Origin of the sequence: Georgenia faecalis (assembly GCF_003710105.1) — a bacterium.
GTDB classification, from domain to species: domain Bacteria; phylum Actinomycetota; class Actinomycetes; order Actinomycetales; family Actinomycetaceae; genus Georgenia_A; species Georgenia_A faecalis.
On the sequence record NZ_CP033325.1, the window covers coordinates 2,708,200 to 2,729,695 of the forward strand.

Here is a 21,496-nt window from a genome sequence, read left to right on the forward strand (position 1 = left end):
TGCCGCCTGGTCTGCACGCCGTCAGCCGGGCCGGTACCGTCGGGGCATGGGAAGCGAGACTGACGCCGCCATGGCGGACCCGGCCACGGACCCGTTCGAGGTCGCCCGGGCGAGCGCAGAACGGCTGGCGGAGCTCACGGGGGTCGCCCGCCACGACATCGCCCTGGTCCTCGGCTCCGGCTGGGGCGGCGCCGCCGACCTCCTCGGCGAGACGGTCGCCGAGGTCCCGGCGACGCAGCTCCCGGGCTTCCACGCACCCGTCGTCGTCGGGCACGGCGGCACGATCCGTTCCGTCCGCATCGACGACGCCGGCGACGGCGAGCCGCGGCACGCGCTCGTCCTCGGTGCCCGCACCCACTTCTACGAGGGCCGCGGCGTCCGCGCCGTCGCCCACGGCGTGCGGATGGCGGCGGCGGCCGGGGCTCGCACCCTCGTCCTCACCAACGGCTGCGGCGGGCTCGACCCGGCATGGGCGCCGGGGACACCCGTCCTCATCTCCGACCACATCAACCTCACGGCGGCCTCGCCCCTGGAGGGGGCCACGTTCGTCGACCTCACCGACCTGTACTCCCCGCGCCTGCGCGAGCTCGCGCGGACGGTCGACCCGGACCTGCCCGAGGGCGTGTACGTCCAGTTCCGCGGGCCGCACTACGAGACGCCCGCCGAGGTCCGCATGGCCCGGACCATGGGCGGCGACCTCGTCGGGATGTCGACGGCGCTGGAGGCCATCGCGGCCCGGCACGTGGGCATGGAGATCCTCGGCATCTCGCTCGTGACGAACCCCGCCGCCGGGGTCTCCGACGAGGCCCTCGCGCACGAGGACGTCATCGCGGCGGGCGCCGCCGCCGGCCCGCGCATCTCGCGCCTCCTCGCGGACATCGTCCGCAAGATCTGACGCTCCCGGCCGCCCGCGCACCGCCGGCGCCCGAGCACCGCACCACACCGCCCGGCCTGGCCGGGAGAGGGGACACCACCATGGACGTCGACGCTGTACGCGCCTGGATTGCCGAGGACCCGGACCCGGACACGGCCCGGGAGCTCACCGAGCTGCTCGCCACGGCGACCGCCGCCCCCGGCCCCGACTCCCCCGACGGCGACGCCGTCGTGTCGGCGACCGCGGAGCTCGAGGACCGCTTCTCCGGCCCGCTCGCCTTCGGCACCGCCGGTCTGCGCGGGGCGCTCGGCGGCGGCCCCAACCGGATGAACCGCGCCGTCGTGCTGCGCACGGCCGCCGGGCTCGCCGCCTTCCTCGCGGAGCGCCTCGACGGCCAGCCCGCCCGCGTCGTCATCGGCTACGACGCCCGCCACGGCTCCGCGCAGTTCGCCCGCGACACCGCGGCCGTGGTGACGGCCGCGGGCGGCAAGGCCATGCTCCTGCCGTCGACGCTGCCCACCCCCGTCCTCGCCTTCGCGGTCCGGCACCTCGACGCCGACGCCGGCGTCATGGTCACCGCGAGCCACAACCCGCCCGCGGACAACGGCTACAAGGTCTACCTGGGCGGGCGCGTCGTCACCGGAAGCGGGCGCGGCGCGCAGATCGTCCCCCCGTACGACGCCGAGATCGCCGCCCACATCGCCGCCGTCGGGCCGCTGTCCCAGGTGCGGGTCGCCGACGGCGGCTGGGACGTCCTCACCAACGGCATCCTCGAGGACTACCTCACGCGCGTCGCATCGCTGGTGCCCGCCGGCCACGCCCGCTCCCTGAAGATCGTCCTCACGCCGATGCACGGCGTGGGCGGGGCGACCACCGTCGAGGCCCTGCGCCGCGCGGGGTTCACCGACGTCCACGTCGTCCCCGAGCAGGCGCAGCCCGACCCTGACTTCCCCACGGTCGCCTTCCCCAACCCGGAGGAACCGGGCGCCCTCGACCTCTCCTTCGAGCTCGCCCGGCACGTCCGGGCGAACCTCGTCATCGCCAACGACCCCGACGCCGACCGCTGCTCGGTCGCGGTCCCCGACCACGCCGCCGCGGGCGGCTGGCGCCAGCTCACCGGCGACGAGGTCGGCACCCTCCTCGGGGAGCAGGCGGCCGTCGCCGCCGCCATGGTCGACGGCGGCGTCCTGGCCAACTCCATCGTCTCGTCCCGGCTGCTCGCCAAGGTGGCCGTGTCCCACGGCCTCGAGCACCGCACGACGCTCACCGGCTTCAAGTGGATCAGCCGCGTCGAGGGCCTCGTCTTCGGGTACGAGGAGGCGCTCGGCTACTGCGTCGACCCCGCCGCCGTGCGGGACAAGGACGGCATCAGCGCGGCCGTCCGCATCGCCTTCCTCGCCTCGCAGCTCGCCGACCGCGGCCTCACGCTGCGCGACGAGCTCGACCGCCTCGCCGTCCGCCACGGCGTCCACGCCACCGCGCCCCTGTCGGTACGCGTCGCCGACCTCTCCCTCATCGGCGCGGCCATGACCCGGCTCCGGTCGGCCGGGCCGACCCACCTCGCCGGGTCGCCCATGGCTCAGGTCGCGGACCTCTCGCAGGGCTACGAGGGACTACCGCCCACTGACGGCCTGCTCTACCTCAGCGAGGCCGGTGACCGCGTCATCATCCGGCCCAGCGGCACCGAGCCGAAGCTCAAGTGCTACCTCGAGGTGATCGAGCCGGTCGCCGACGCCGACGCGCTGGGCGCCGCCCGGGAGCGGGCCGCGGAGCGCCTGTCCCGCATCCGGACCGAGATCGCGGCCGCCGTCGGGCTCTAGGGCCGCGCCCTGCGCTCCTCGGTGGCACGGCGTCGTCCACGAGTACCGGGCAGTGAGCCGCGCGACGCGCTCGACCCGGCGCTGTTCGCCACCGACGGCGACCACCGGCTCGTCCTCATCACCTGCGGCGGGGCGTTCGACGAGCGCTCGGGGCAGTACGCGGAGAACATCGTCGTGGTCGCGGAGCCCGCGTCCGACCAGTCGACGAAGGAGCACCGACATGACCGACCAGGACGGCGTCGCCAAGGTGACCGCGCTCATCAAGGGCATGCGCGTCGCGATGCTCACGACCACCTCGGTCGAGGGCGGGCTGCGCTCACGGCCGCTCGCCACCCAGGAGGTGGAGTTCGACGGCGACGTCTCCTTCATCGTCCGGCGCGACTCGTCGGTGGTCGCCGACGTCGCAGCCCACCCGAGCGTCAACGTCGCCTACTCGGACGGCTCCACGTGGGTCTCGCTGTCGGGCACCGCGCACGTGGTCAACGACGAGGCGAAGCTCGCCGAGCTCTGGAACACCTTCACCGGCGCGTGGCTCGAGGGCGGCCCGGAGGACCCCGGCAACGTCCTGCTGCACATCAGCGCCGACTCCGCCGAGTACTGGGACTCCCCCGGCGCGAAGGTCGTCCAGCTGGCGAACCTCGTCAAGGCCAAGGTCACCGGCCGTCGCATCGAGGGCGACACGGGCAAGGTCGAGCTGTAGCCCGCCGACCCGGGGCGGCGCCGTGATCGGCGTCGCCCCGGGGGACATGGTGAGTCAGTCGGCGAAGCCGTCGAGGACGGCCGCGCTGCCCGACAGGCCCAGGCGGGTGGCGCCCGCCTCGATCATCGCCGCGGCCGTCGCGGCGTCGCGGATGCCGCCGGAGGCCTTGACGCCCAGGCGCCCGCCCACGGTGCTCGCCATGACCTCGACGGCACGCACGCTGGCCCCGCCCGCGGGGTGGAAGCCGGTCGACGTCTTGACGAAGTCCGCCCCGGCGGCCTCCGCCGCCCGGCACGCCGCGATGATCTGGTCGTCCGTGAGGGCCGCCGACTCGATGATGACCTTGAGGACGGTCGGCGCCGGGACGGCCTCGCGCACGGCGCGGATCTCCGCCTCGCAGGCGTCGTAGCGGCCCGTGAGGACGAGCGAGAGGTCGATGACCATGTCGATCTCCTGCGCGCCGTCGGCGACGGCGCGCGCGGCCTCGGCGGCCTTGACCTCGCTCTTGTGCGCCCCGGAGGGGAACCCGGCCACGGCGGCGACGACGAGGTCCCCGGTGTCCTCGAGCGGGAGCTGGCTCGGGGAGACGCACACCGCCAGCACACCGAGCTGCCGCGCCTCGGCGACGAGGGCGGCCACCTGCTCCGGCGTCGCCTCGGGCTTGAGCAGGGTGTGGTCGACCATGCGGGCGACGTCGGTGCGGGACAGGGAGCTCATGGGACCTCGATACGTCGGTGGGTTCATGCGGGCGGCTCGTCCTCGTCCTCGTCCTGAGGAACGTCGATCGCCTGCTCGAGGATATCCGCCTCGGACCCGTCGAGGTCCGCGCGGACCTCGTCCGGAGGCGTGTACTCCTCCGCGTCCGGCGTCTCCTCGGGCGCGACCTCCTCGAGGTCGGTCTCGGGCCCGGTGATGGGGGTCGACTCGGCGTACTCGCTCACGAGTGGCACTCCTTACGTCGTCCGGCAGGGGCCGGACCCGCTCCCTGGTCGGTCGCCGGTCCGTCCTCCCCAGTCTGACCGGTGCGGGCCGGGCCCGCACCGCGGTGCCGGCTCACGGGTGGGCACCGGCAGCAGCGCGACGCACACGTGGGTCCACCCGCCGAGCGCCGGGTGCGGCCGGGTGCGCCCGACGAGCGCCGCCAGCGGCACCCGATGGACCGCACCGCCGGACGGCTCGTACACGTCCAGGACGGCGCTGTCCCGGTGGCGCGCCTCGGGCGGCGGCGGCACGGCGAGGACGACGTGCCGGGGCACCGCCGCCCCGAGCCCCGAGCGCGCGTCGCCGCCGGTGTACAGGGGCACCGGCAGGCCGCGCCGGGTGGCGTGGAGGACCGCCGCGAGGACGCCGTGCACGCCGGCGGCCCCGTCGTCGACGGGGCGCACGCGGTAGCGCACGCCGGGGAAGCGGGCCGCGCGGGCGGCGGTCCACGGAGGCGTGCCCAGCGCCCGGGGCCAGGGCAGGGGGCCGAGCGCGCGGCGCGCCGTCGCCTCCTTGACCCGGTGCTGGGCGGCGGCGAACCGGCCCGCGGCGTCGAGACCCTCGGGCTCGGCGGGGAGCTCCGGGGGCAGGCCGGCGGGGCCGGCGGGCAGCGCCCCGGTCTCCAGCCAGGCGGCGAGCGCGGGGTCCCCGGCGGCGGCGAGCATGACGAGCACCGCCGAGCCGCAGGTCGTGCCGTCCACCTGGCGCGCGGCGGCACCGCCGAGGTGCACCGGGATGGCCCGGCCGGCGAGCGCCGTCTCCGGCGCGGGCGGGCCGGCAGCCTCGGGCCAGTCCGCGCGCACCGGCCGGCTCAGGGCCGCCAGCGGCGCGGTGAGCTGCCAACGCCGCGCCCACCCGGGCTCCGGCGTCACGCCTCGATGCGCCCGAGGACGACGGAGTCGGAGAGGTCAGGCGCGGTGTCGGCGATGTCGATGGCACCGGCCAGCGCCTCGCGCGCCCGCTCGAACCGCTCGGGGGTGTCGGTATGGAGGGTGAGCAGCGGCTCGCCCGCGCGCACCCGGTCGCCCGGCTTGGCGTGCATCTCCACGCCCGCGCCGGCCTGGACGGTGTCCTCCTTGCGGGCCCGGCCGGCGCCGAGGCGCCACGCGGCGACGCCGACGTCGTAGGCGTCGAGGCGGGCGAGGACGCCGTCGCTGGGGGCGAGCACCTGCTCGGTGTGCTTGGCCTGCGGGAGGGGGGCGTCCGGGTCCCCGCCCTGCGCGGAGATCATCCGGCGCCACACGTCCATGGCGCGCCCGTCGGCCAGCGCCGCGCGCGGGTCGGCGTCGGGCTTCCCGGCGGCCGCGAGCATCTCCTGCGCGAGGGCCACGGTGAGGTCGACGACGTCGGCGGGCCCGCCGCCGGCGAGCACCTCCACCGACTCCCGGACCTCGAGCGCATTGCCGGCGGTGCGGCCCAGCGGGGTCGACATGTCGGTGAGCAGGGCGGTGGTGCGCACGCCAGCGTCGGTGCCGAGCCGGACCATCGTCGTGGCGAGCTCGCGGGCCCGGTCGAGGTCCTTCATGAAGGCCCCGGAGCCGACCTTGACGTCGAGCACGAGCGAGCCGGTCCCCTCGGCGATCTTCTTGCTCATGATCGAGGACGCGATGAGCGGGATGGCCTCGACGGTCGCGGTGATGTCGCGCAGGGCGTAGAGCTTCTTGTCCGCCGGCGCCAGGCCGGCGCCGGCGGCGCAGATGACGGCGCCGACGTCTTCGAGCTGGGCGAACATCTCCTCGTTGCTCAGCGCCGCCCGCCAGCCGGGGATCGCCTCGAGCTTGTCGAGGGTGCCGCCGGTGTGGCCGAGCCCGCGCCCGGAGAGCTGCGGGACGGCGACGTCGAACACCGCGACCAGCGGGGCGAGCGGCAGGGTGATCTTGTCCCCGACGCCACCCGTCGAGTGCTTGTCCGCGGTGGGACGAGACAGGGTGGCGAAGCTCATCCGCTCCCCCGACGCGATCATCGCCGCGGTCCAGCGCGCGATCTCCTCGCGCGACATCCCGTTGAGGAAGATCGCCATCGCCAGGGCCGACATCTGCTCGTCCGCGACGACGCCGCGGGTGTAGGCGTCCACCACCCAGTCGATCTGCTCGGGCGACAGGACGGCCCCGTCCCGCTTGGTCCGGATGACGTCGACGGTGTCGAAAGGCTCAGTCATGTCCCCACTCTAGGTCGTCGTCCCGGGCCCGGCCTGGGCGCGGCGGGGCGGCCGCGGCGGGGTCGGCCATGAGCGCCCCGCGGACGAGGTCGAGGATCTCCCGGTCGCCCAGACCACCCGCGCGCGCCTCGGTGACGAAGGCGTGCGCGCGGGCCCGGACGGCGGCTCCCGGGCCCGCCGCCCCGGCTCCGGGGGCCACCACGGTGCCCGTCCGACGGCGGGATGTCACCAGGCCGTCGGCCTCGAGCTCGCGGTAGGCCCGCTGTACCGTCCCGACGGCGACCCCAAGGTCGGCGGCGAGGTCGCGGACCGTCGGCAGCCGCTGCCCCGGCACGAGGCCGCCGGCGGCGACGAGGGCGGCGACCTGCCCGCGGATCTGCTCGTAGGGCGGGACGCCGGAGCCGAGGTCGACGCTGACGAGGCGGCTCACCGCTGCGCACCGGCCCGGGGCCCGGCCGGCGCAGCGCCGGGCGCCGGGGCCGGGCGCGGGATGCACGCCGTCGCCGCGGCGCCGAGCGAGACGAGCCCGACCGCGAGCCCGAGCGCCACCGCGGCCCATCCGCCGAGGAGCCACCCGGAGCGGAGCAGCGCCGCGCCGGCGACGAGGAGGACGACACCCACGGTCCCGCCGCTCGCGAGCTGCGCGACGCCGAGCACCGATCGGGCGCTCGTCCGCCGGAGTGCGAGGTCGTCCTCCTCCCGCGTGCCCGCGACCGCCGGGCGACGCGCCACGAGGTGGAGCACCACCCCGGCGACGACGGCGACCGCGAGGAGCCCCGCGCCGAGGGGAAGCGCGTAGGGCGCTCCCGGGTAGGGCCCCGACGCCCCGCCCCCGTACCCCTGCGCGACCGCCTCGCTCGTGATGAGCGCTGGGACCGCCCGGCCGGTGGCGTCGGCCGTGAGCGCGAAGACCGCCAGGCAGGCCAGCCCGAGCGCGGTCGTCCCCCCGAGCAGCCGTCCCCGGCGGGCGGCGAGCTCGGCCACCGTCCGCCGGCGCAACGACGCGGTACGCACGGTGCCGACGGGCCGCGGCCAGGTGCGCTCGCCGGCGGCGAGGACCGCGAGCGCGACGAGGCCGCCGGCCAGCGGGCCGAGCGCCGCCGGGAGCCCCGGTACCCCGGCGAGCCGGACGGGCCCGAGCCCGTCCCCCTGGCTCACGAGGAGGAGCGCGACCACGACGCCCCCGGCCAGCGCCAACACCGCGGCGACCGCGGCGTGCTGGCGGGCGGCCACGAGGGTCGCGGCGGGGGTGTCGTCCGGGCGGGCGCCGCGGCCGGCGGCCACGAGCACCCCCGCGAGGAGGGCGACGACGAGGCCGGCGGCGAGGACGAGCCCGAGGCCGAGGGCGGCGGCAGCAGCCATGGCGGGAATCTCCAATGATCCAATTGGTTGATTCAATGGATCATGGCGGAGGCGTGCGCCCGGCGTCAAGCCGCGGTGGCGTGCGCCCAGCGTCAAGCCCCGGAGCCGTGCGCCGGCGTCAAGCCCCGGTGGCGCTGCGCCGGCCCTCAGCCGGCGGCGGCGGCGAGGTGGTCCGGCCCGAAGGCCTCGGGAAGCACCTCGGTCATGGGGCGGATCCCGCTCGGCATCTCCACGAGCAGCCCCGGCCCGCCGTGCTCCCACAGGAGCTGGCGGCACCGCCCGCAGGGCACGATGACCGTCCCCTCGCCGTCGACGCAGGTGAAGGCCACGAGGCGTCCCCCACCGGAGGCGATGAGCGCGGACACCAGGCCGCACTCGGCGCACAGGGTCACGCCGTACCCCGCGTTCTCCACGTTGCAGCCGGTGACCACGCGTCCGTCGTCGACGAGGGCGGCTGCCCCCACCGGGTAGTGCGAGTAGGGCGCGTAGGCGCGGCGGACGATCTCCCGTGCCGCCTCGCGGAGCTCACGCCAGGTTCCGTCGTCGATGACCATGCTCGCTCCGCTCCCTCGCCGCCCCGGGACCAACCCGGGGCGATCACTTGATGTAGGGCTGATTCTCCGCCGCCGGTGCCCGCACGCGCCCGACGAAACCGGCGACGGCGAAGATGGTCACCACGTACGGCAGCATGAGGAGGAACTCGCTGGGGATCCCCGCGCCGATCGCCGAGAGCACGTTGGCGAGGTTGCGGGAGAAGCCGAACAGCAGTGCCGCCGCCAGGGCGCCCAGGGGGTTCCACTTGCCGAGGATCATCGCCGCGAGCGCGATGTAGCCGTTGCCGGCGGACATGTCCTTGCCGAACGCGAGGCCGGAGCCCACGGTGAAGAACGCCCCGCCCAGGCCCGCGAGGGCGCTGCCGAGGATCGGGGTGACCCAGCGCGTCCGGATGACGTTGATGCCGACGGTGTCCGCCGCGCGGGGGTGCTCGCCCACCGCGCGCACGCGCAGGCCCCAGCGGCTGCGGAACAGGAAGACGTGCAGGAGGACGACGGCCGCGTACATGAGGTACACGAGGATGTTCTGGTCGAAGAGCACCGGGCCGAGCACCGGGATGTCCGAGAGCAGCGGGATCGGCAGGTCGGGCAGGTTCTGGCGGGTGTTCCAGCCCTGGTTCTCCGTGAGCACGGTGGAGAAGAGGAAGCTCGTCAGCCCGACGACGAGCACGTTGAGGACGACGCCGACGATGATCTGGTCGACCCAGTACTTCACGGAGAAGAAGACGAGCAGCACCCCGACGAGCGCACCGGCGAGGGGGGCCACCAGGAGTCCGAGGTAGGGGCTGCCGGTGATGGAGGCGACGATCGCGGCGAGGAAGGCGCCCGCGAGGAGCTGCCCCTCGATGGCGATGTTGACGACGCCGGCCCGCTCGCACATGACGCCGGAGAGCGCGCCGAAGACCAGCGGGACGGACAGGGCCAGCGCACCCGCGAGCAGCGTGGTCACCGGGATGTTCGTCGTCTCCCGGCCGGCCCCCACCGACGTGAGGAAGGCGGCGACGAAGGCGATGCCGACGAGCGCGGGCAGCCACCAGCCCACCCGGCGGCGACCGAGGGCGGCCCACGCCGCGTACGCGGTGAGCGCGGCCAGGAGCGCGGTGCACGCCCAGATGACCAGCGCGGACGGGACCGCGACGTTGGGCAGCTCGACGGCCTCCCCGCCGGCAGCCAGCCGGAAGGTCGTGCTCTCCCCGCCGGGGGTCCGCAGGGCGAACGCCACGAGCGTGACCAGGGTGAGGAGGGCGTAGACGACGGGGTTGCGCCACTTGACGGGCGCCACCACGACGCGGTCGTGGGCGGCGGGGCGGGTGTCGACTGCGGTGCTCATGCCGTCGCCTCCTTGGCGGTCCGGGTGCGGGTCCGGGCGGTGCGGCCGGCGGCGGGCAGCCGGAAGATCGCCCGCACCAGCGGCGGCGCGGCGATGAGCAGGACGATGACCGACTGCACGACGAGGATGATGTCGATAGGCGTGGTCGTCGTCGACTGCATGAGGAACCCTCCGGCGCGCAGCGCGCCGAACAGCAGGCCGGCGAGGAACGTCCCCAGCGGCCGTGAGCGCCCGAGGAGCGCGACCGTGAGGGCGTCGAAGCCGTAGCTCGCGGCGACGCCCGCGGTGAGGACCTGCTCCGTGCCGAGCACCTGCGCCGACCCGCCGAGACCGGCGAGGAACCCGGCGAAGACCATGGCGAAGATCGTCACCCGCTGGACCGACATGCCGGCGGTGCGGGCGGCGTTGGGGTTGGCGCCCACGGCGCGCAGCTCGAACCCGATGGTCGAGCGCTCGAGCAGCCACCACACGAAGACCGTCGCGGCGACGGCGAGCAGGAAGCCGGCGTGCAGCCGGAACGGCTCACCGAGCAGCAGCGGGTAGGTCGCCGAGTCCGTGGGGATGGGCGGTGACTTCGGCAGCGCCGAGCCGGGCTGCTGGAACGGCTGGGTGGTGAGCAGCCACCCGATGAAGAACACCGCGATGTTGTTGAGCATGATCGTGACGATCACCTCGTTGGCCCCGGTCCGGGCCTTGAGGACCCCGGCGATGCCGCCCCAGACCGCTCCCGCGAGGCCCGCGCCGAGGGCGGCGAGCGTGACGTGGAGGACGACGGGCAGGTCGAACGCGAAGCCGATGTACCCGCCCGCGATGGCGCCGAGGATGATCTGCCCCTGGCCGCCGATGTTGAACAGCCCGGCGCGGAACGCGACGGCGATGCCCAGGCCGGTGACGATGAGCGGCACGGCGAAGACCAGTGACTCGGTGAGCGGCCGGATGGCGCGGGCGAAGCTCGCGGCCTCGAAGTCGTAGACGGCCCCGCGGAACATCGCCCGGTAGGCGCCGTAGACGGCGTCCCACACCGCACCGAAGAAGTCGGCCGGGCGGGCGAAGAGGTAGCTGGCGGTCTCCTGCACCCGCTCGTCGGCACCGGCGATGAGGATCCCGCCGACGGCGAGCGCGATGACGATGGCGAGCACGGTGACGAGCCAGCTGCCGGACAGCAGGTCCCGGAAGAACTGGGCGGTCCGCGTCGTCGGCTCGTCGTCGGGCACCTGCGCCCGGCTCGCCGGGGACCGCTCGGCCTGGGCGACGACGTCCCCCGGGGGCTCGGCGGCCGGGGTGCTCTGCTCGTCGCTCACGCGGTGGCCTCCTCTTCTTCGTCGGCCGCTCCGAGGGCCGTGTGGTGCTCGGCCGCCTGGGCGCGTGCCTCTTCCGCGGGGACGCCGGCCATCATGAGGCCGAGGACGTCCCGGTCGGTGCCGCCCGGGACCACGCCGACGACCCGCCCGCGATACATCACGGCGATCCGGTCGGCCAGGGCGAGGACCTCGTCGAGCTCGGTGGAGACGATGAGGACCGGGGTGCCCCCGTCCCGCTCGGCGACGATCCGGGAGTGGACGAACTCGATGGACCCGACGTCCAGGCCACGGGTGGGCTGGGAGGCGATGAGCAGGCGCAGCGGGCGCGACATCTCGCGCGCCAGCACCACCTTCTGCTGGTTGCCGCCCGAGAGGGTGGAGATGGCGTCGTCGACGGAGGTGAACCGGACGTCGAACTCCTGCGTCCGGCGCTCGGCGTTCTCGTGGACCACCTGCGGGCTCAGGGCGGGCCCCGAGGCGAACGGCGCGGTGTCGTAGAGGTCGAGGACGAGGTTCTCGGCGATGGAGAACCCGGCGATGACGCCGTCGGTGGAGCGGTCCTCGGGCACGAAGCCGATCCCGGCCCGCAGCCGGTCCTTGACCCCCCGCCCGAGCAGCTCGGTGCCGTCGAGGGTGATCGAGCCGGCCACCGGCTCGGTGAGGCCGAGGATCGTCTCGGTGAGCTCGGTCTGGCCGTTGCCCTGGACGCCGGCGACGGCGAGGATCTCCCCGCGGCGCACCCCCAGGTCGAGGCCGTCGACGACGACGTTGCCCGCCGGGTCGAGGACGGTGAGGTCGCGGACGGCGAAGGTCTCCTCGCCGGGCTGCGCGGGGGCCTTGTCGACCGCCATGGAGACGGTCCGCCCCACCATGAGGGAGGCGAGCTCCGTCTCGGTCGACGTCGGGCTCGCCTTGCCGACGACGCGGCCGCGGCGGATGACGGTGATGGCGTCCGCGACGGCCCGGACCTCGCGGAGCTTGTGGGTGATGAAGACGATGGACGTCCCGCCGTCGCGCAGCTGGCGCATGATGGCGATGAGCTCGTCGGTCTCCTGCGGGGTGAGCACGGCGGTCGGCTCGTCGAGGATGAGGACCTTGGCGTCGCGGGAGAGCGCCTTGATGATCTCCACCCGCTGCTGCGCGCCGACGGGCAGGTCCTCGATGCGCGCGCCGGGGTCGACGTCGAACCCGAAGCGCTCGGAGATGGCGCGGACCCGGCGGCGGGACTCCTTGAGGTCGAGGATCCCCAGCGGCCCGGTCGCCTCGTACCCCAGGGCCACCGACTCGGCGACGGTGAAGACCGGCACGAGCATGAAGTGCTGGTGGACCATGCCGATCCCGGCGGCGACGGCGTCCCCGGGGCCCGAGAACCGGACGGGCTCCCCGTCGAGGACGATCTCGCCGCCGTCGGGCTCGTAGAGGCCGTAGAGCACGTTCATCAGCGTGCTCTTGCCGGCCCCGTTCTCCCCGAGGAGGGCGTGGATCTCGCCCGGCTGGACGACGAGATCGATGTGGTCGTTGGCGACGAGGGGACCGAACCGCTTGGTGATACCGCGGAGCTCGAGCTTCACGTGAGCGTCTCCGTAGAGGGTGCGGGCGCGACCGTGCGCCCGGTGGATGGGATCGCGGGGCGCCGGCGGACCGGCGCCCCGCGACCAGAGCGATCAGGAGACGGGGGCGTTGTCCGTCTCGACGACGATCTCCCCGGAGATGATCTGCTCCTGGAGCGCCTCGAGGGCCTCCGTGAGCTCGGCCGGGACCTCGTCGGCGAAGTCGTGGAACTCCGCGAGGCTCACGCCGCCGTTCTCCAGGTCACCGACGTAGGGCTCGCCCGAGAAGTCGCCGTCGATGCCCTGCTGGATCGTCTCGAAGACGCCGGCGCCGATCTCCTTCACCACGGAGGTGAGGACGATGGAGCCGTAGTCGGTGGAGTTGTACCAGTCGGAGTCGACGCCGATGATCCAGACGTCACCGGCGGCCTCGGCCGCCGCCGCCGCGCCGAGGCCCACGGGGCCGGCGACGGGCATGATGATGTCCGCGCCCTGGGCGATGAACTGCTCGGTGAGGGCCTGGCCCTGCGCCTGGTCCTCGAACCCGCCGGAGAAGGCACCCTCCTGGGTCTCCTTGTCCCAGCCGAGCACCTGGACGTCCGTGCCGTTGTCCTCGTTGTACTTGGCGACGCCGTCGACGTAGCCGTCCATGAAGATCTTCACCGAGGGGATGGGCAGCCCGCCGAAGGTGGCGACGGTGCCGGTCTGCGTCATCCCGGCGGCGGCGTAGCCGGCCAGGTAGGACGCCTCGGCGGTGTTGAAGATGATCGGCTTGGCGTTCTCGAGCTCGACCGGGGTCGGCGCGTCGTCCTCGGTGGCGCCCGGGTCGGAGAACGTCGCGTCGACGAGGCCGAAGCTGAGCTCGGTGTTCCCCTCCGCCGCGCCCTGGATCGGGTCCTCGAGGAGGAAGCCGACACCGATGGTGAGGTCGCAGCCCTGCTGGACCATCGCCTCGACGTTGGGGCCGAAGTCCGCGTCGGACTGCGACTCGGCGTCCTGCGCCTGGATGCCGAGCTCCTCGACGGCGCGCTCCAGTCCCTCCATCGCGGACTGGTTGAACGACTGGTCGTCCCACCCGCCGGCGTCGGAGATGAGGCAGGCCTGGTAGTCGACCTCCTCGGCGGCCGCGCCGCCGCCCGTGCCGGTCCCGGCCGGCTCCGTCGCCTCGTCCTCGGGGGCAGCTCCGCAGGCCGCCAGCGTCAGCGCGGCGGTGGCCGCGAGCGCGCTCGCGTAGATGCTCTTCTTCACGCGTTCTCCTGGTCATCGTGCCGGGGGGCCGCTGGCGGGCCCCGGCGATCTCGCCGGTGCCAGCCGGTCCCGGATCGGCTGAGTCGGCCCCGAGCCTAGCCCGGCCCGACAGTGGCGCAGGACACTGCGCACCGCGCTGCGGCGGTCGTTACGCAACCGATGCACACGGGCCGGCGCACGCCGTCACCGCGGCGCCGGACCGTCCGGCCACGGGGCCTGCGGGGGGCTCAGGCCACCGGCGCGCGGCGGCTCAGGCCACCGGCGCGTGCGGGCTCGACGGCCGCAGCCCGGCGAGCTGCGCGGTGCGGGCGAGGACCCGCACGCCCACGCCGATGGCGCGCTCGTCGATGAGGAGGTCGCCGCGGTGGATGTCGTAGGCCGGTCCCCCGGGGATGCGCGTGCCGAGCCGCACCATGGCCCCCGGGACATGGGTGAGGTACCAGGCGAAGTCCTCGCCGCCGAGCGACTGCTCGGTGAGGACGACGGCGTCCTCGGCCACGACCTCCCGCGTCGCCGCCTCGATGACGTGGACGCTCCGCTCGTCGTTGACGACCGGCGGCATCCCCCGCACGTGGACCAGCTCGACGGCGACGTCGAACGGGGCGAGCAGGTCGCCGACGACCTCCTCGACGAGGGCGCCCGCGCGCTCCCAGGTCTGCTCGTCGAGGCACCGCAGGGTGCCGGTGACCGAGCCGGAGGTGGGGATGGTGTTGAACGCCTGCCCGGCGTGGACGGCCCCCCAGGTGAGGTTGGCGCCGGCGCGCGGGTCGAGGCGGCGGCCGAGCACGGCCGGCAGCTGGGTGATGACGTGCCCGAGGGCGTAGACGACGTCGCCGGTGAGGTGGGGGCGCGAGGTGTGCCCGCCCGCGGCGCTCACCCGGACGGTGACGTTGTCCGACGCCGCGGTGATGGGCCCGATCCGGGAGCCCACGAGCCCGCAGTCGATCTTCGGTGCCGCGTGCACGGCGTAGATCTCCCCCACGCCGTCCATCGCCCCCTGCTCGAGGACGTCGCGGGCACCACCGGGCTGGACCTCCTCGGCCGGCTGGAAGATGAGCCGCACGCCCACGGGGAGCTGGCCCTCCTCGGCGAGGCGCGCGAGGACGAGGCCGGCCCCGAGCACCGCGGTGGCGTGCAGGTCGTGCCCGCACGCGTGGGAGACGCCGGAGCGCCGCGAGGCGTAGGGCAGGCCCGTGGTCTCGGGCACGGGGAGGGCGTCGAGGTCGCCGCGCAGGGCGACCCGACGGCGCCCCTGCTCGCGCGGGTCGTCTCCGATGTCGCACACGAGGCCGGTGCCCTGGAGGGGGCGCGGGTCGAGGCCGGCGCGGCGCAGCCGATCGAGGAGGAGCGCGGTGGTCTCGTGCTCCATGCGCGCGAGCTCGGGGTTGGCGTGGATCGCTCGGCGGATCTCGCGGAGCTCGGCGTCGAGCTCGGTGGCGAGCTCGACCACGCGGGCGGCGGGCGGCGGGGAGGTCACCCGAGCGACCCTAGCGCCCGGGCCCTGGCCGCGCGTCGCGGGCAGCGCGGGCCGGGCCGGTCAGCGGAGCCGGTCGGGGACGGCGTCGACGACCGCCTTGAGCTCCTGGGCCCGTTCGCGGGTGGTGACGAGGACGGCGTCGGGGGTGTCGACGACGACGACGTCGGGCAGCCCGAGCACCGCGACGAGGCGCCCGGCGGCGGGCACGACGAGGGCGCCGTCGGCCGCGCGGACCAGCGCGTCCGCGGCGTCCCCGAGCACCCGGGCGCCGTCCGCGCCGGGCGGCAGGAGGCCGGCGAGCGAGCGCCAGTCGCCGACGTCGTCCCACCCGAGGTCCGCGGGCACGACGGCGACCCCGCCCTCGGCGGCGACCGGCTCCGCGACGGCGTGGTCGATGGCGATGCGGGTGAGCCGCGGCCAGGTCCGCTCGAGGACCTCCGCCCGCTCGGGGGTGTCCCAGGCGCGGGCCAGGGCGACGAGGCCCTCGTGGAGCGTGGGCTGCAGGCGCTCGAGGTGGCCGAGGAGCACCTCGGCGCGCACGACGAACATGCCGGCGTTCCAGCGGTAGGCCCCGGTGGCGAGGTAGGCGGCGGCCGTGGCGGCGTCGGGCTTCTCGGTGAAGCCGAGGACGTGCCGGACCGACGGCGCCCCCGGGAGGCCGAGCGGCTCCCCCGAGCGGATGTAGCCGAACGCCGTCGAGGGGTGGTCGGGCGCGATGCCCAGGGTGGCGACGTAGCCCGCCCGGGCCGCCTCCTCGGCCTCGCGGACGGCCGTCTCGAAGGCCGCCCGGTCACGGACCACGTGGTCCGCGGCGAAGGAGCCGACGACGACGTCGCCGTGCCGCTCGCGCAGGAGGGCGGCGGCGAGCCCGATGGCCGCCATCGACTCACGCCCCGACGGCTCGGCGAGCAGGGCGTCCTCACCGAGGCCGGGCAGCTGGTCGCGGACCGCGCGCTCGTGGGCGGTCCCGGTGACGACCACGACGCCGCGGGGGCCGGCGAGCGGGACCAGCCGGTCCCACGTGCTCTGCAGGAGCGTGCGCCCGGTGCCGGTGAGGTCGAGGAGGAACTTGGGGTGGTCCCGCCGTGACAACGGCCACAGCCGGGTGCCCGCGCCCCCGGCCGGGACGATGGCGTGGAAGCCGGGGATCTCGGTCGCGTCCGTCATGGGGACGACCCTAGGGCGCGCCCGCGCGCCCGGGCCGCGCGCGACTCCGGCGGCGGGCCGGAGGTCCTGCCCGCGCGCCCCGCGCCTGTGATCGCCGCCGCCCCCCGGGTGGTTACGATGAGGTCGTGTCCATCACCTCCACCCGGGCAGTGCCGCTCGCCGGTCGCCGCACGACCGTCGCGCTCAAGATCGTCATGGCCGTCACCGGGCTCCTGTTCGTCGCCTTCGTCCTGGCGCACATGTACGGCAACCTCAAGATGTTCTCCGGCCAGGAGGCGTTCAACAGCTACGCGGAGCACCTGCGCGAGCTGGGCGACCCGATCCTGCCCTACGGGGGCTTCCTGTGGATCATGCGCGTCGGCCTCATCGTCAGCCTCGTGCTCCACGTCGCCGCGACGGTCATCCTGTGGCGCCGCGCCGGCCGCGCCCGCGGCACGCGCTACGTGAAGAAGAAGTCGGTGGGCTCCTCGCTCTCCTCGCGCACCATGCGCTGGGGCGGCCTGGCCCTGCTCGCCTTCATCGTCTTCCACATCCTCCAGTTCACGACGCTGACCGTGCAGGTGGGCGGCCCCGCGGACAACCCGTACGGCCGGATGGTCGCGGCGTTCGAGGTGTGGTGGCTGCTCCTGCTCTACGTCGTCGCCATGGTCGCCCTCGGGATGCACCTGCGGCACGGGATCTGGAGCGCGACCCAGACGCTCGGCCTGTCCAACCGCCGCCGCGAGCCCGCGCTGCGCCTGGCGGCCGTGACCGTCGCGCTCATCACCGTCGTCGGCTTCCTCGCCCCGCCGTTCGCGGTGTTCTTCGGCCTCATCGACTAGGACCTCACCCCTATGACTGAACAGCTCGTCGCCGGCCTCTACCGCGAGGGTGCGCCCGTCCGGGACACCAAGGCCCCCGCCGGACCGATCGAGTCCCGGTGGTCCAAGCGCCGGTTCGACGCGCGGCTCGTCAACCCCGCGAACCGCCGCAAGCTCAGCGTCATCATCGTCGGCACCGGCCTCGCCGGCGCCTCCGCGGGCGCCACGCTCGGCGAGGCGGGGTACCGGGTGAAGTCGTTCTGCTACCAGGACTCCCCCCGCCGGGCGCACTCCATCGCCGCCCAGGGCGGGATCAACGCGGCGAAGAACTACCGCAACGACAACGACTCGACGTACCGGCTCTTCTACGACACGGTCAAGGGCGGCGACTTCCGCGCCCGGGAGTCGAACGTCTACCGCCTCGCCGAGGTCAGCGCCAACATCATCGACCAGTGCGTCGCGCAGGGCGTCCCGTTCGCGCGCGAGTACGGCGGCCTCCTCGACAACCGGTCCTTCGGCGGCGTCCAGGTCTCCCGCACCTTCTACGCGCGCGGCCAGACCGGCCAGCAGCTCCTCATCGGCGCGTACCAGGCCCTCGAGCGCCAGGTGGCCGCCGGGACGGTGGAGATGTTCACCCGCCACGAGATGCTCGAGCTCGTCGTGGTCGACGGCCGGGCCCGCGGCGTCATCGTCCGGGACATGGTCACCGGCGAGATCGAGACCCACCTCGCCGACGCCGTCGTCCTCGCCACCGGCGGGTACGGCAACGTCTTCTTCCTCTCCACCAACGCCATGGGCTCGAACACCACGGCGATCTGGCGCGCGCACCGCAAGGGCGCCCTGTTCGGCAACCCCTGCTTCACGCAGATCCACCCCACGTGCATCCCCGTCTCCGGCGCGCACCAGTCCAAGCTCACCCTCATGAGCGAGTCGCTGCGCAACGACGGTCGCATCTGGGTGCCCAAGGCCGGCGGCGACACCCGCCACCCGCGGGAGATCCCCGAGGCCGAGCGCGACTACTACCTCGAGCGCATCTACCCGGCGTTCGGCAACCTCGTGCCCCGGGACATCGCCTCCCGCGCGGCGAAGAACGTCTGCGACGAGGGCCGCGGGGTGGGCCCCGAGGTCGAGGGCGTGCGCCGCGGCGTCTACCTCGACTTCGCCGACGCCATCAAGCGGCTGGGCCTGGAGGCCGTCCGCTCGAAGTACGGCAACCTCTTCGACATGTACCAGCGGATCACCGGGGAGAACCCCTACGAGGTCCCCATGCGGATCTACCCGGCCGTCCACTACACGATGGGCGGGCTGTGGGTCGACTACGACCTGCAGTCGACGATCCCCGGCCTCTTCGTCACCGGCGAGGCGAACTTCTCCGACCACGGCGCGAACCGCCTGGGGGCCTCCGCCCTCATGCAGGGACTCGCCGACGGGTACTTCGTCCTGCCCAACACCATCAACGACTACCTCGCCGACGGCCCGTTCGCGACGGTGGGCGAGGACCACCCCGCCGTCGCCGAGGCCGCCGCGAACGTCCAGTCCCGCGTCCAGACGTTCCTCGGGCTGCAGGGCTCCCGCTCGGTCGACTCCTTCCACAAGGAGCTCGGCCAGATCATGTGGGAGTACTGCGGCATGGAGCGCACCGAGGAGGGGCTGCGCACCGCCGTCGAGAAGATCCGGGCGCTGCGCGACCAGTTCTGGACGGACGTCCGGGTGCTCGGCGAGGCGGAGGAGCTCAACCAGTCCCTGGAGAAGGCCGGCCGCGTCGCCGACTTCTTCGAGCTGGCCGAGCTCATGTGCATCGACGCGCTGCACCGCCGCGAGTCCTGCGGCGGCCACTTCCGCGCCGAGAGCCAGACCGAGGACGGTGAGGCCCTGCGGCACGACGACGAGTTCGCCTACGTCGCCGCGTGGGAGTGGGGCGGGATGGTCGGCGCCCCGCCGGTCCTGCACAAGGAGAACCTCGTGTACGAGCACGTCGAGATGAAGCAGCGGAGCTACAAGTGAGAATCACCCTCAAGGTCTGGCGTCAGAAGAACGCCGCGACGCCGGGTCGGATGGTCGACTACCGCCTCGACGACGTCTCCGAGGACATGTCGTTCCTCGAGATGCTCGACGTCCTCAACGAGAGCCTCATCGCCGCCGGGGAGGAGCCGGTCGCGTTCGACCACGACTGCCGTGAGGGCATCTGCGGCATGTGCGGCGTGATGATCGACGGCGTCGCCCACGGCCCCGAGATGACGACGACGTGCCAGCTGCACATGCGCTCGTTCTCCGACGGCGACACCATCACCGTCGAGCCGTGGCGCGCGGACCCCTTCCCCGTCATCAAGGACCTCGTCGTCAACCGCGGGGCCTTCGACCGCATCATCGCCGCCGGCGGCTACATCAGCGCCAACACCGGCGCGGCCCCCGACGCGCACGCCATGCCCGTGCCCAAGGCGGACGCCGACCGCGCCTTCGAGGCGGCGGCCTGCATCAGCTGCGGCGCGTGCGTCGCAGCGTGCCCCAACGGCTCGGCGATGCTCTTCACCGCCGCCAAGGTCACCCACCTCGGCTCCCTCCCCCAGGGCCAGCCCGAGCGCGACGACCGCGTCGTCAACATGCTCCACCAGCACGACGTCGAGGGGTTCGGCGGCTGCACGAACATCGGCGAGTGCACCGCGGTGTGCCCGGTGGGCATCCCGCTGGACACCATCTCCCAGCTGAACTTCGACCTGCGCCACGCGCTCGGCCGGGGGCACTGACCGCCTACCGGCGGCAGTTCGCGCTACCGGGCCCGCCACGCGTTCCACCACCGGCGGGCCCGCCCGGGCAGCCCGCGCACCGCTGAGGTGAGCGTGCCGCCCGGCCCGGCGGGCGCGCCGGCCGGTGGCGCCTGCTCCCGGGCGAACCGGACCTCGAGCTCGTGGGCGCGCGCGGCGAGCTCGCGCTCCCGGTCGCGTGCGGCCTGCCGCTCGGTCCGGGCCTCGAGCACCGCCTCCCCCGCCGGGCCCGCCCGGCGCAGGTCCTCCTCGGCGACGGCGTCACGGTCGTCCGCGGAGGGCTGCACCGTGCCCGTGGTGGCGTCGTAGTCCCACTCGAGGGTGGCCGGCACGGAGACCGTGACGTAGTTGGGCCGCTCGCCGAAGTGGGTGGCCTCGGGGTCCTTGGGCCGCGGCGGTGCCGGGGGGTTGGCCGTCCATGCCGCGATGAACAGGGTGATGCGGGCCAGCAGGTTGACCCACAGCAGCAGGGTGGCGAGCGCCGCGAACGACGCGAGGATCGGGTCGTCGGCCCGGCCCACCACCACCGACGTGCCGAGCTGGCGCAGGGCGCTCGCCGCGACGCCGCCCACCAGGGCGCCGACGAGGAGGTCCCGCCGCGGGGCGCGGACGCCGGCGAGCACCCGGAAGAGCATGACGAACACCGAGCAGTCGACGACGAGCACCACGCCGATGCCCGCCACCCGTAGCAGGACGGCGGCGAGGGTGCCCTGGATACCGAGGAGGTCGACGACCCACCCGCCGGCGGCGCCCGCCCCGATGCCCAGCACTGCCGTGACGAGGACCGCGAGCGCGAGCAGGACGAACGCGCCGAGGTCGCGCAGGCGCGAGCGGACCATGTTCTCCAGGGGGCTGACGATGCCGAACATCGTCTGGATGGACCGCCGCAGCGCGTTCATCATCGAGATCGCGGTCCACACGAGGACCGCGGCGGCGGCGATGCTCGCCGGGCCGAGGGCGGTGGAGAGGATGAGGCTGTCGGGGTCGATGAGCCCCCGGCGGCCGCCGACGCTCACCACCCCCGGCAGCGCGTCGTTGAGCGCGTCGAGGACGCTGCGCCGCAGCGTGGCGTCGTCGCCGAGCACGGTGACGAACGCGGTGTAGCCGATGGTGAGCGCCGCGGAGATGGAGAACAGCGCCGAGTAGGTCACCCCGCCCGCGAGCAGGCCGCCACGACCATTGAAGTAACGGGCCACGGCCCGGCCCACCCGGCTGTGCTGGACGGCCTCCGCCCCGGCGCGCACCCGCGCCGCGAGGCCGGTGCCAGCCCCGGCCGCCCTCTCGCCTGCCCCGTCGCGCGGGATCGCTGTCGCCATGGTGTCGGAGCCTAACGACGCCCGCCGCGCGTCGGCCGCCGCGCCGGCGGCCGGGCCGGGCGCCGGAGGTCGCGCCGAAGCGCCACTGTTAGGTCC

General features: G+C 74.5%; 20 protein-coding genes. 6 read left to right on the forward strand and 14 right to left on the reverse strand.

The window, feature by feature from the left end:
* Nucleotides 1-46 precede the first annotated feature (46 nt).
* From EBO36_RS11860 to EBO36_RS11870, 3 genes are all read left to right on the forward strand, one after another.
* Nucleotides 47-895: a purine-nucleoside phosphorylase gene (locus EBO36_RS11860; protein WP_122824801.1), complete on the forward strand. Its 849-nt coding sequence runs from the start codon at nt 47-49 to the stop codon at nt 893-895.
* A gap of 80 nt (nt 896-975) precedes the next feature.
* Nucleotides 976-2,694 (forward strand): phospho-sugar mutase, encoded by a 1,719-nt coding sequence (locus EBO36_RS11865; protein ID WP_122824802.1) that lies wholly within the window; start codon nt 976-978, stop codon nt 2,692-2,694.
* A 220-nt stretch (nt 2,695-2,914) separates the two neighbouring features.
* Nucleotides 2,915-3,394 carry a pyridoxamine 5'-phosphate oxidase family protein gene (locus tag EBO36_RS11870; protein ID WP_122824803.1) on the forward strand — a complete coding sequence of 160 codons (480 nt, stop codon included), beginning with the start codon at nt 2,915-2,917 and terminating at the stop codon, nt 3,392-3,394.
* 54 nt (nt 3,395-3,448) lie between these two features.
* On the opposite strand, the gene deoC is transcribed toward EBO36_RS11870, so the two are convergent.
* The 13 genes from deoC to EBO36_RS11935 all read right to left on the reverse strand — a co-directional run bounded on the left by deoC (nt 3,449) and on the right by EBO36_RS11935 (nt 16,522).
* Nucleotides 3,449-4,111, reverse strand: a complete 663-nt coding sequence (deoC, locus tag EBO36_RS11875; RefSeq protein WP_122824804.1) for a deoxyribose-phosphate aldolase — start codon at nt 4,109-4,111, stop codon at nt 3,449-3,451.
* Nucleotides 4,112-4,134: 23 nt separating this feature from the next.
* Entirely contained in the window at nt 4,135-4,335 is a 201-nt protein-coding gene (locus EBO36_RS11880; RefSeq protein ID WP_122824805.1) for a hypothetical protein, read from the reverse strand.
* Between the two features lie 12 nt (nt 4,336-4,347).
* A complete protein-coding gene (locus tag EBO36_RS11885) occupies nt 4,348-5,247 on the reverse strand; it encodes a hypothetical protein (RefSeq protein WP_122824806.1) in 900 nt (299 codons plus the stop codon).
* Entirely contained in the window at nt 5,244-6,533 is a 1,290-nt protein-coding gene (locus EBO36_RS11890; RefSeq protein WP_122824807.1) for a thymidine phosphorylase, read from the reverse strand. The genes EBO36_RS11885 and EBO36_RS11890 overlap by 4 nt, the downstream gene beginning before the upstream one ends.
* A complete protein-coding gene (locus EBO36_RS11895; protein WP_122825646.1) occupies nt 6,526-6,963 on the reverse strand; it encodes a GntR family transcriptional regulator in 438 nt (145 codons plus the stop codon). The genes EBO36_RS11890 and EBO36_RS11895 overlap by 8 nt, the downstream gene beginning before the upstream one ends.
* Entirely contained in the window at nt 6,960-7,895 is a 936-nt protein-coding gene (locus EBO36_RS15745) for a hypothetical protein (RefSeq protein WP_122824808.1), read from the reverse strand. Before EBO36_RS15745 ends, EBO36_RS11895 begins: the two co-directional genes overlap by 4 nt.
* Before the next feature lie 146 nt (nt 7,896-8,041).
* A complete protein-coding gene (locus EBO36_RS11905; RefSeq protein ID WP_122824809.1) occupies nt 8,042-8,449 on the reverse strand; it encodes a cytidine deaminase in 408 nt (135 codons plus the stop codon).
* A 43-nt stretch (nt 8,450-8,492) separates the two neighbouring features.
* Nucleotides 8,493-9,779 (reverse strand): ABC transporter permease, encoded by a 1,287-nt coding sequence (locus EBO36_RS11910; RefSeq protein WP_122824810.1) that lies wholly within the window; start codon nt 9,777-9,779, stop codon nt 8,493-8,495.
* Nucleotides 9,776-11,080 (reverse strand): ABC transporter permease, encoded by a 1,305-nt coding sequence (locus EBO36_RS11915; protein WP_122824811.1) that lies wholly within the window; start codon nt 11,078-11,080, stop codon nt 9,776-9,778. The genes EBO36_RS11910 and EBO36_RS11915 overlap by 4 nt, the downstream gene beginning before the upstream one ends.
* Nucleotides 11,077-12,651 (reverse strand): ABC transporter ATP-binding protein, encoded by a 1,575-nt coding sequence (locus tag EBO36_RS11920; RefSeq protein WP_122824812.1) that lies wholly within the window; start codon nt 12,649-12,651, stop codon nt 11,077-11,079. Before EBO36_RS11920 ends, EBO36_RS11915 begins: the two co-directional genes overlap by 4 nt.
* 93 nt (nt 12,652-12,744) lie before the next feature.
* On the reverse strand, nt 12,745-13,878 hold the full coding sequence (locus EBO36_RS11925; protein WP_122824813.1) for a BMP family lipoprotein: 1,134 nt from the start codon (nt 13,876-13,878) through the stop codon (nt 12,745-12,747).
* A gap of 250 nt (nt 13,879-14,128) precedes the next feature.
* Complete coding sequence (locus EBO36_RS11930) at nt 14,129-15,355, reverse strand: amidohydrolase (protein WP_122824814.1); 1,227 nt, start codon at nt 15,353-15,355, stop codon at nt 14,129-14,131.
* Nucleotides 15,356-15,415: 60 nt separating this feature from the next.
* On the reverse strand, nt 15,416-16,522 hold the full coding sequence (locus EBO36_RS11935) for a mannose-1-phosphate guanylyltransferase (RefSeq protein WP_122824815.1): 1,107 nt from the start codon (nt 16,520-16,522) through the stop codon (nt 15,416-15,418).
* A 125-nt stretch (nt 16,523-16,647) separates the two neighbouring features.
* On the opposite strand from EBO36_RS11935, the gene EBO36_RS11940 reads away from it, so the two are divergent.
* From EBO36_RS11940 to EBO36_RS11950, 3 genes are read left to right on the forward strand one after another with little or no spacing between them, the layout of a single operon-like run.
* The gene (locus tag EBO36_RS11940; protein ID WP_277602180.1) at nt 16,648-17,343 is read left to right on the forward strand and encodes a succinate dehydrogenase cytochrome b subunit; all 696 of its coding nucleotides are present in this window, start codon (nt 16,648-16,650) and stop codon (nt 17,341-17,343) included.
* Nucleotides 17,344-17,355: 12 nt separating this feature from the next.
* Nucleotides 17,356-19,326 carry a fumarate reductase/succinate dehydrogenase flavoprotein subunit gene (locus EBO36_RS11945; protein ID WP_122824816.1) on the forward strand — a complete coding sequence of 657 codons (1,971 nt, stop codon included), beginning with the start codon at nt 17,356-17,358 and terminating at the stop codon, nt 19,324-19,326.
* Complete coding sequence (locus EBO36_RS11950) at nt 19,323-20,066, forward strand: succinate dehydrogenase/fumarate reductase iron-sulfur subunit (protein WP_122824817.1); 744 nt, start codon at nt 19,323-19,325, stop codon at nt 20,064-20,066. The genes EBO36_RS11945 and EBO36_RS11950 overlap by 4 nt, the downstream gene beginning before the upstream one ends.
* Before the next feature lie 23 nt (nt 20,067-20,089).
* On the opposite strand, the gene EBO36_RS11955 is transcribed toward EBO36_RS11950, so the two are convergent.
* Nucleotides 20,090-21,400, reverse strand: a complete 1,311-nt coding sequence (locus tag EBO36_RS11955) for a YihY/virulence factor BrkB family protein (protein WP_164471461.1) — start codon at nt 21,398-21,400, stop codon at nt 20,090-20,092.
* Nucleotides 21,401-21,496 lie beyond the last annotated feature (96 nt).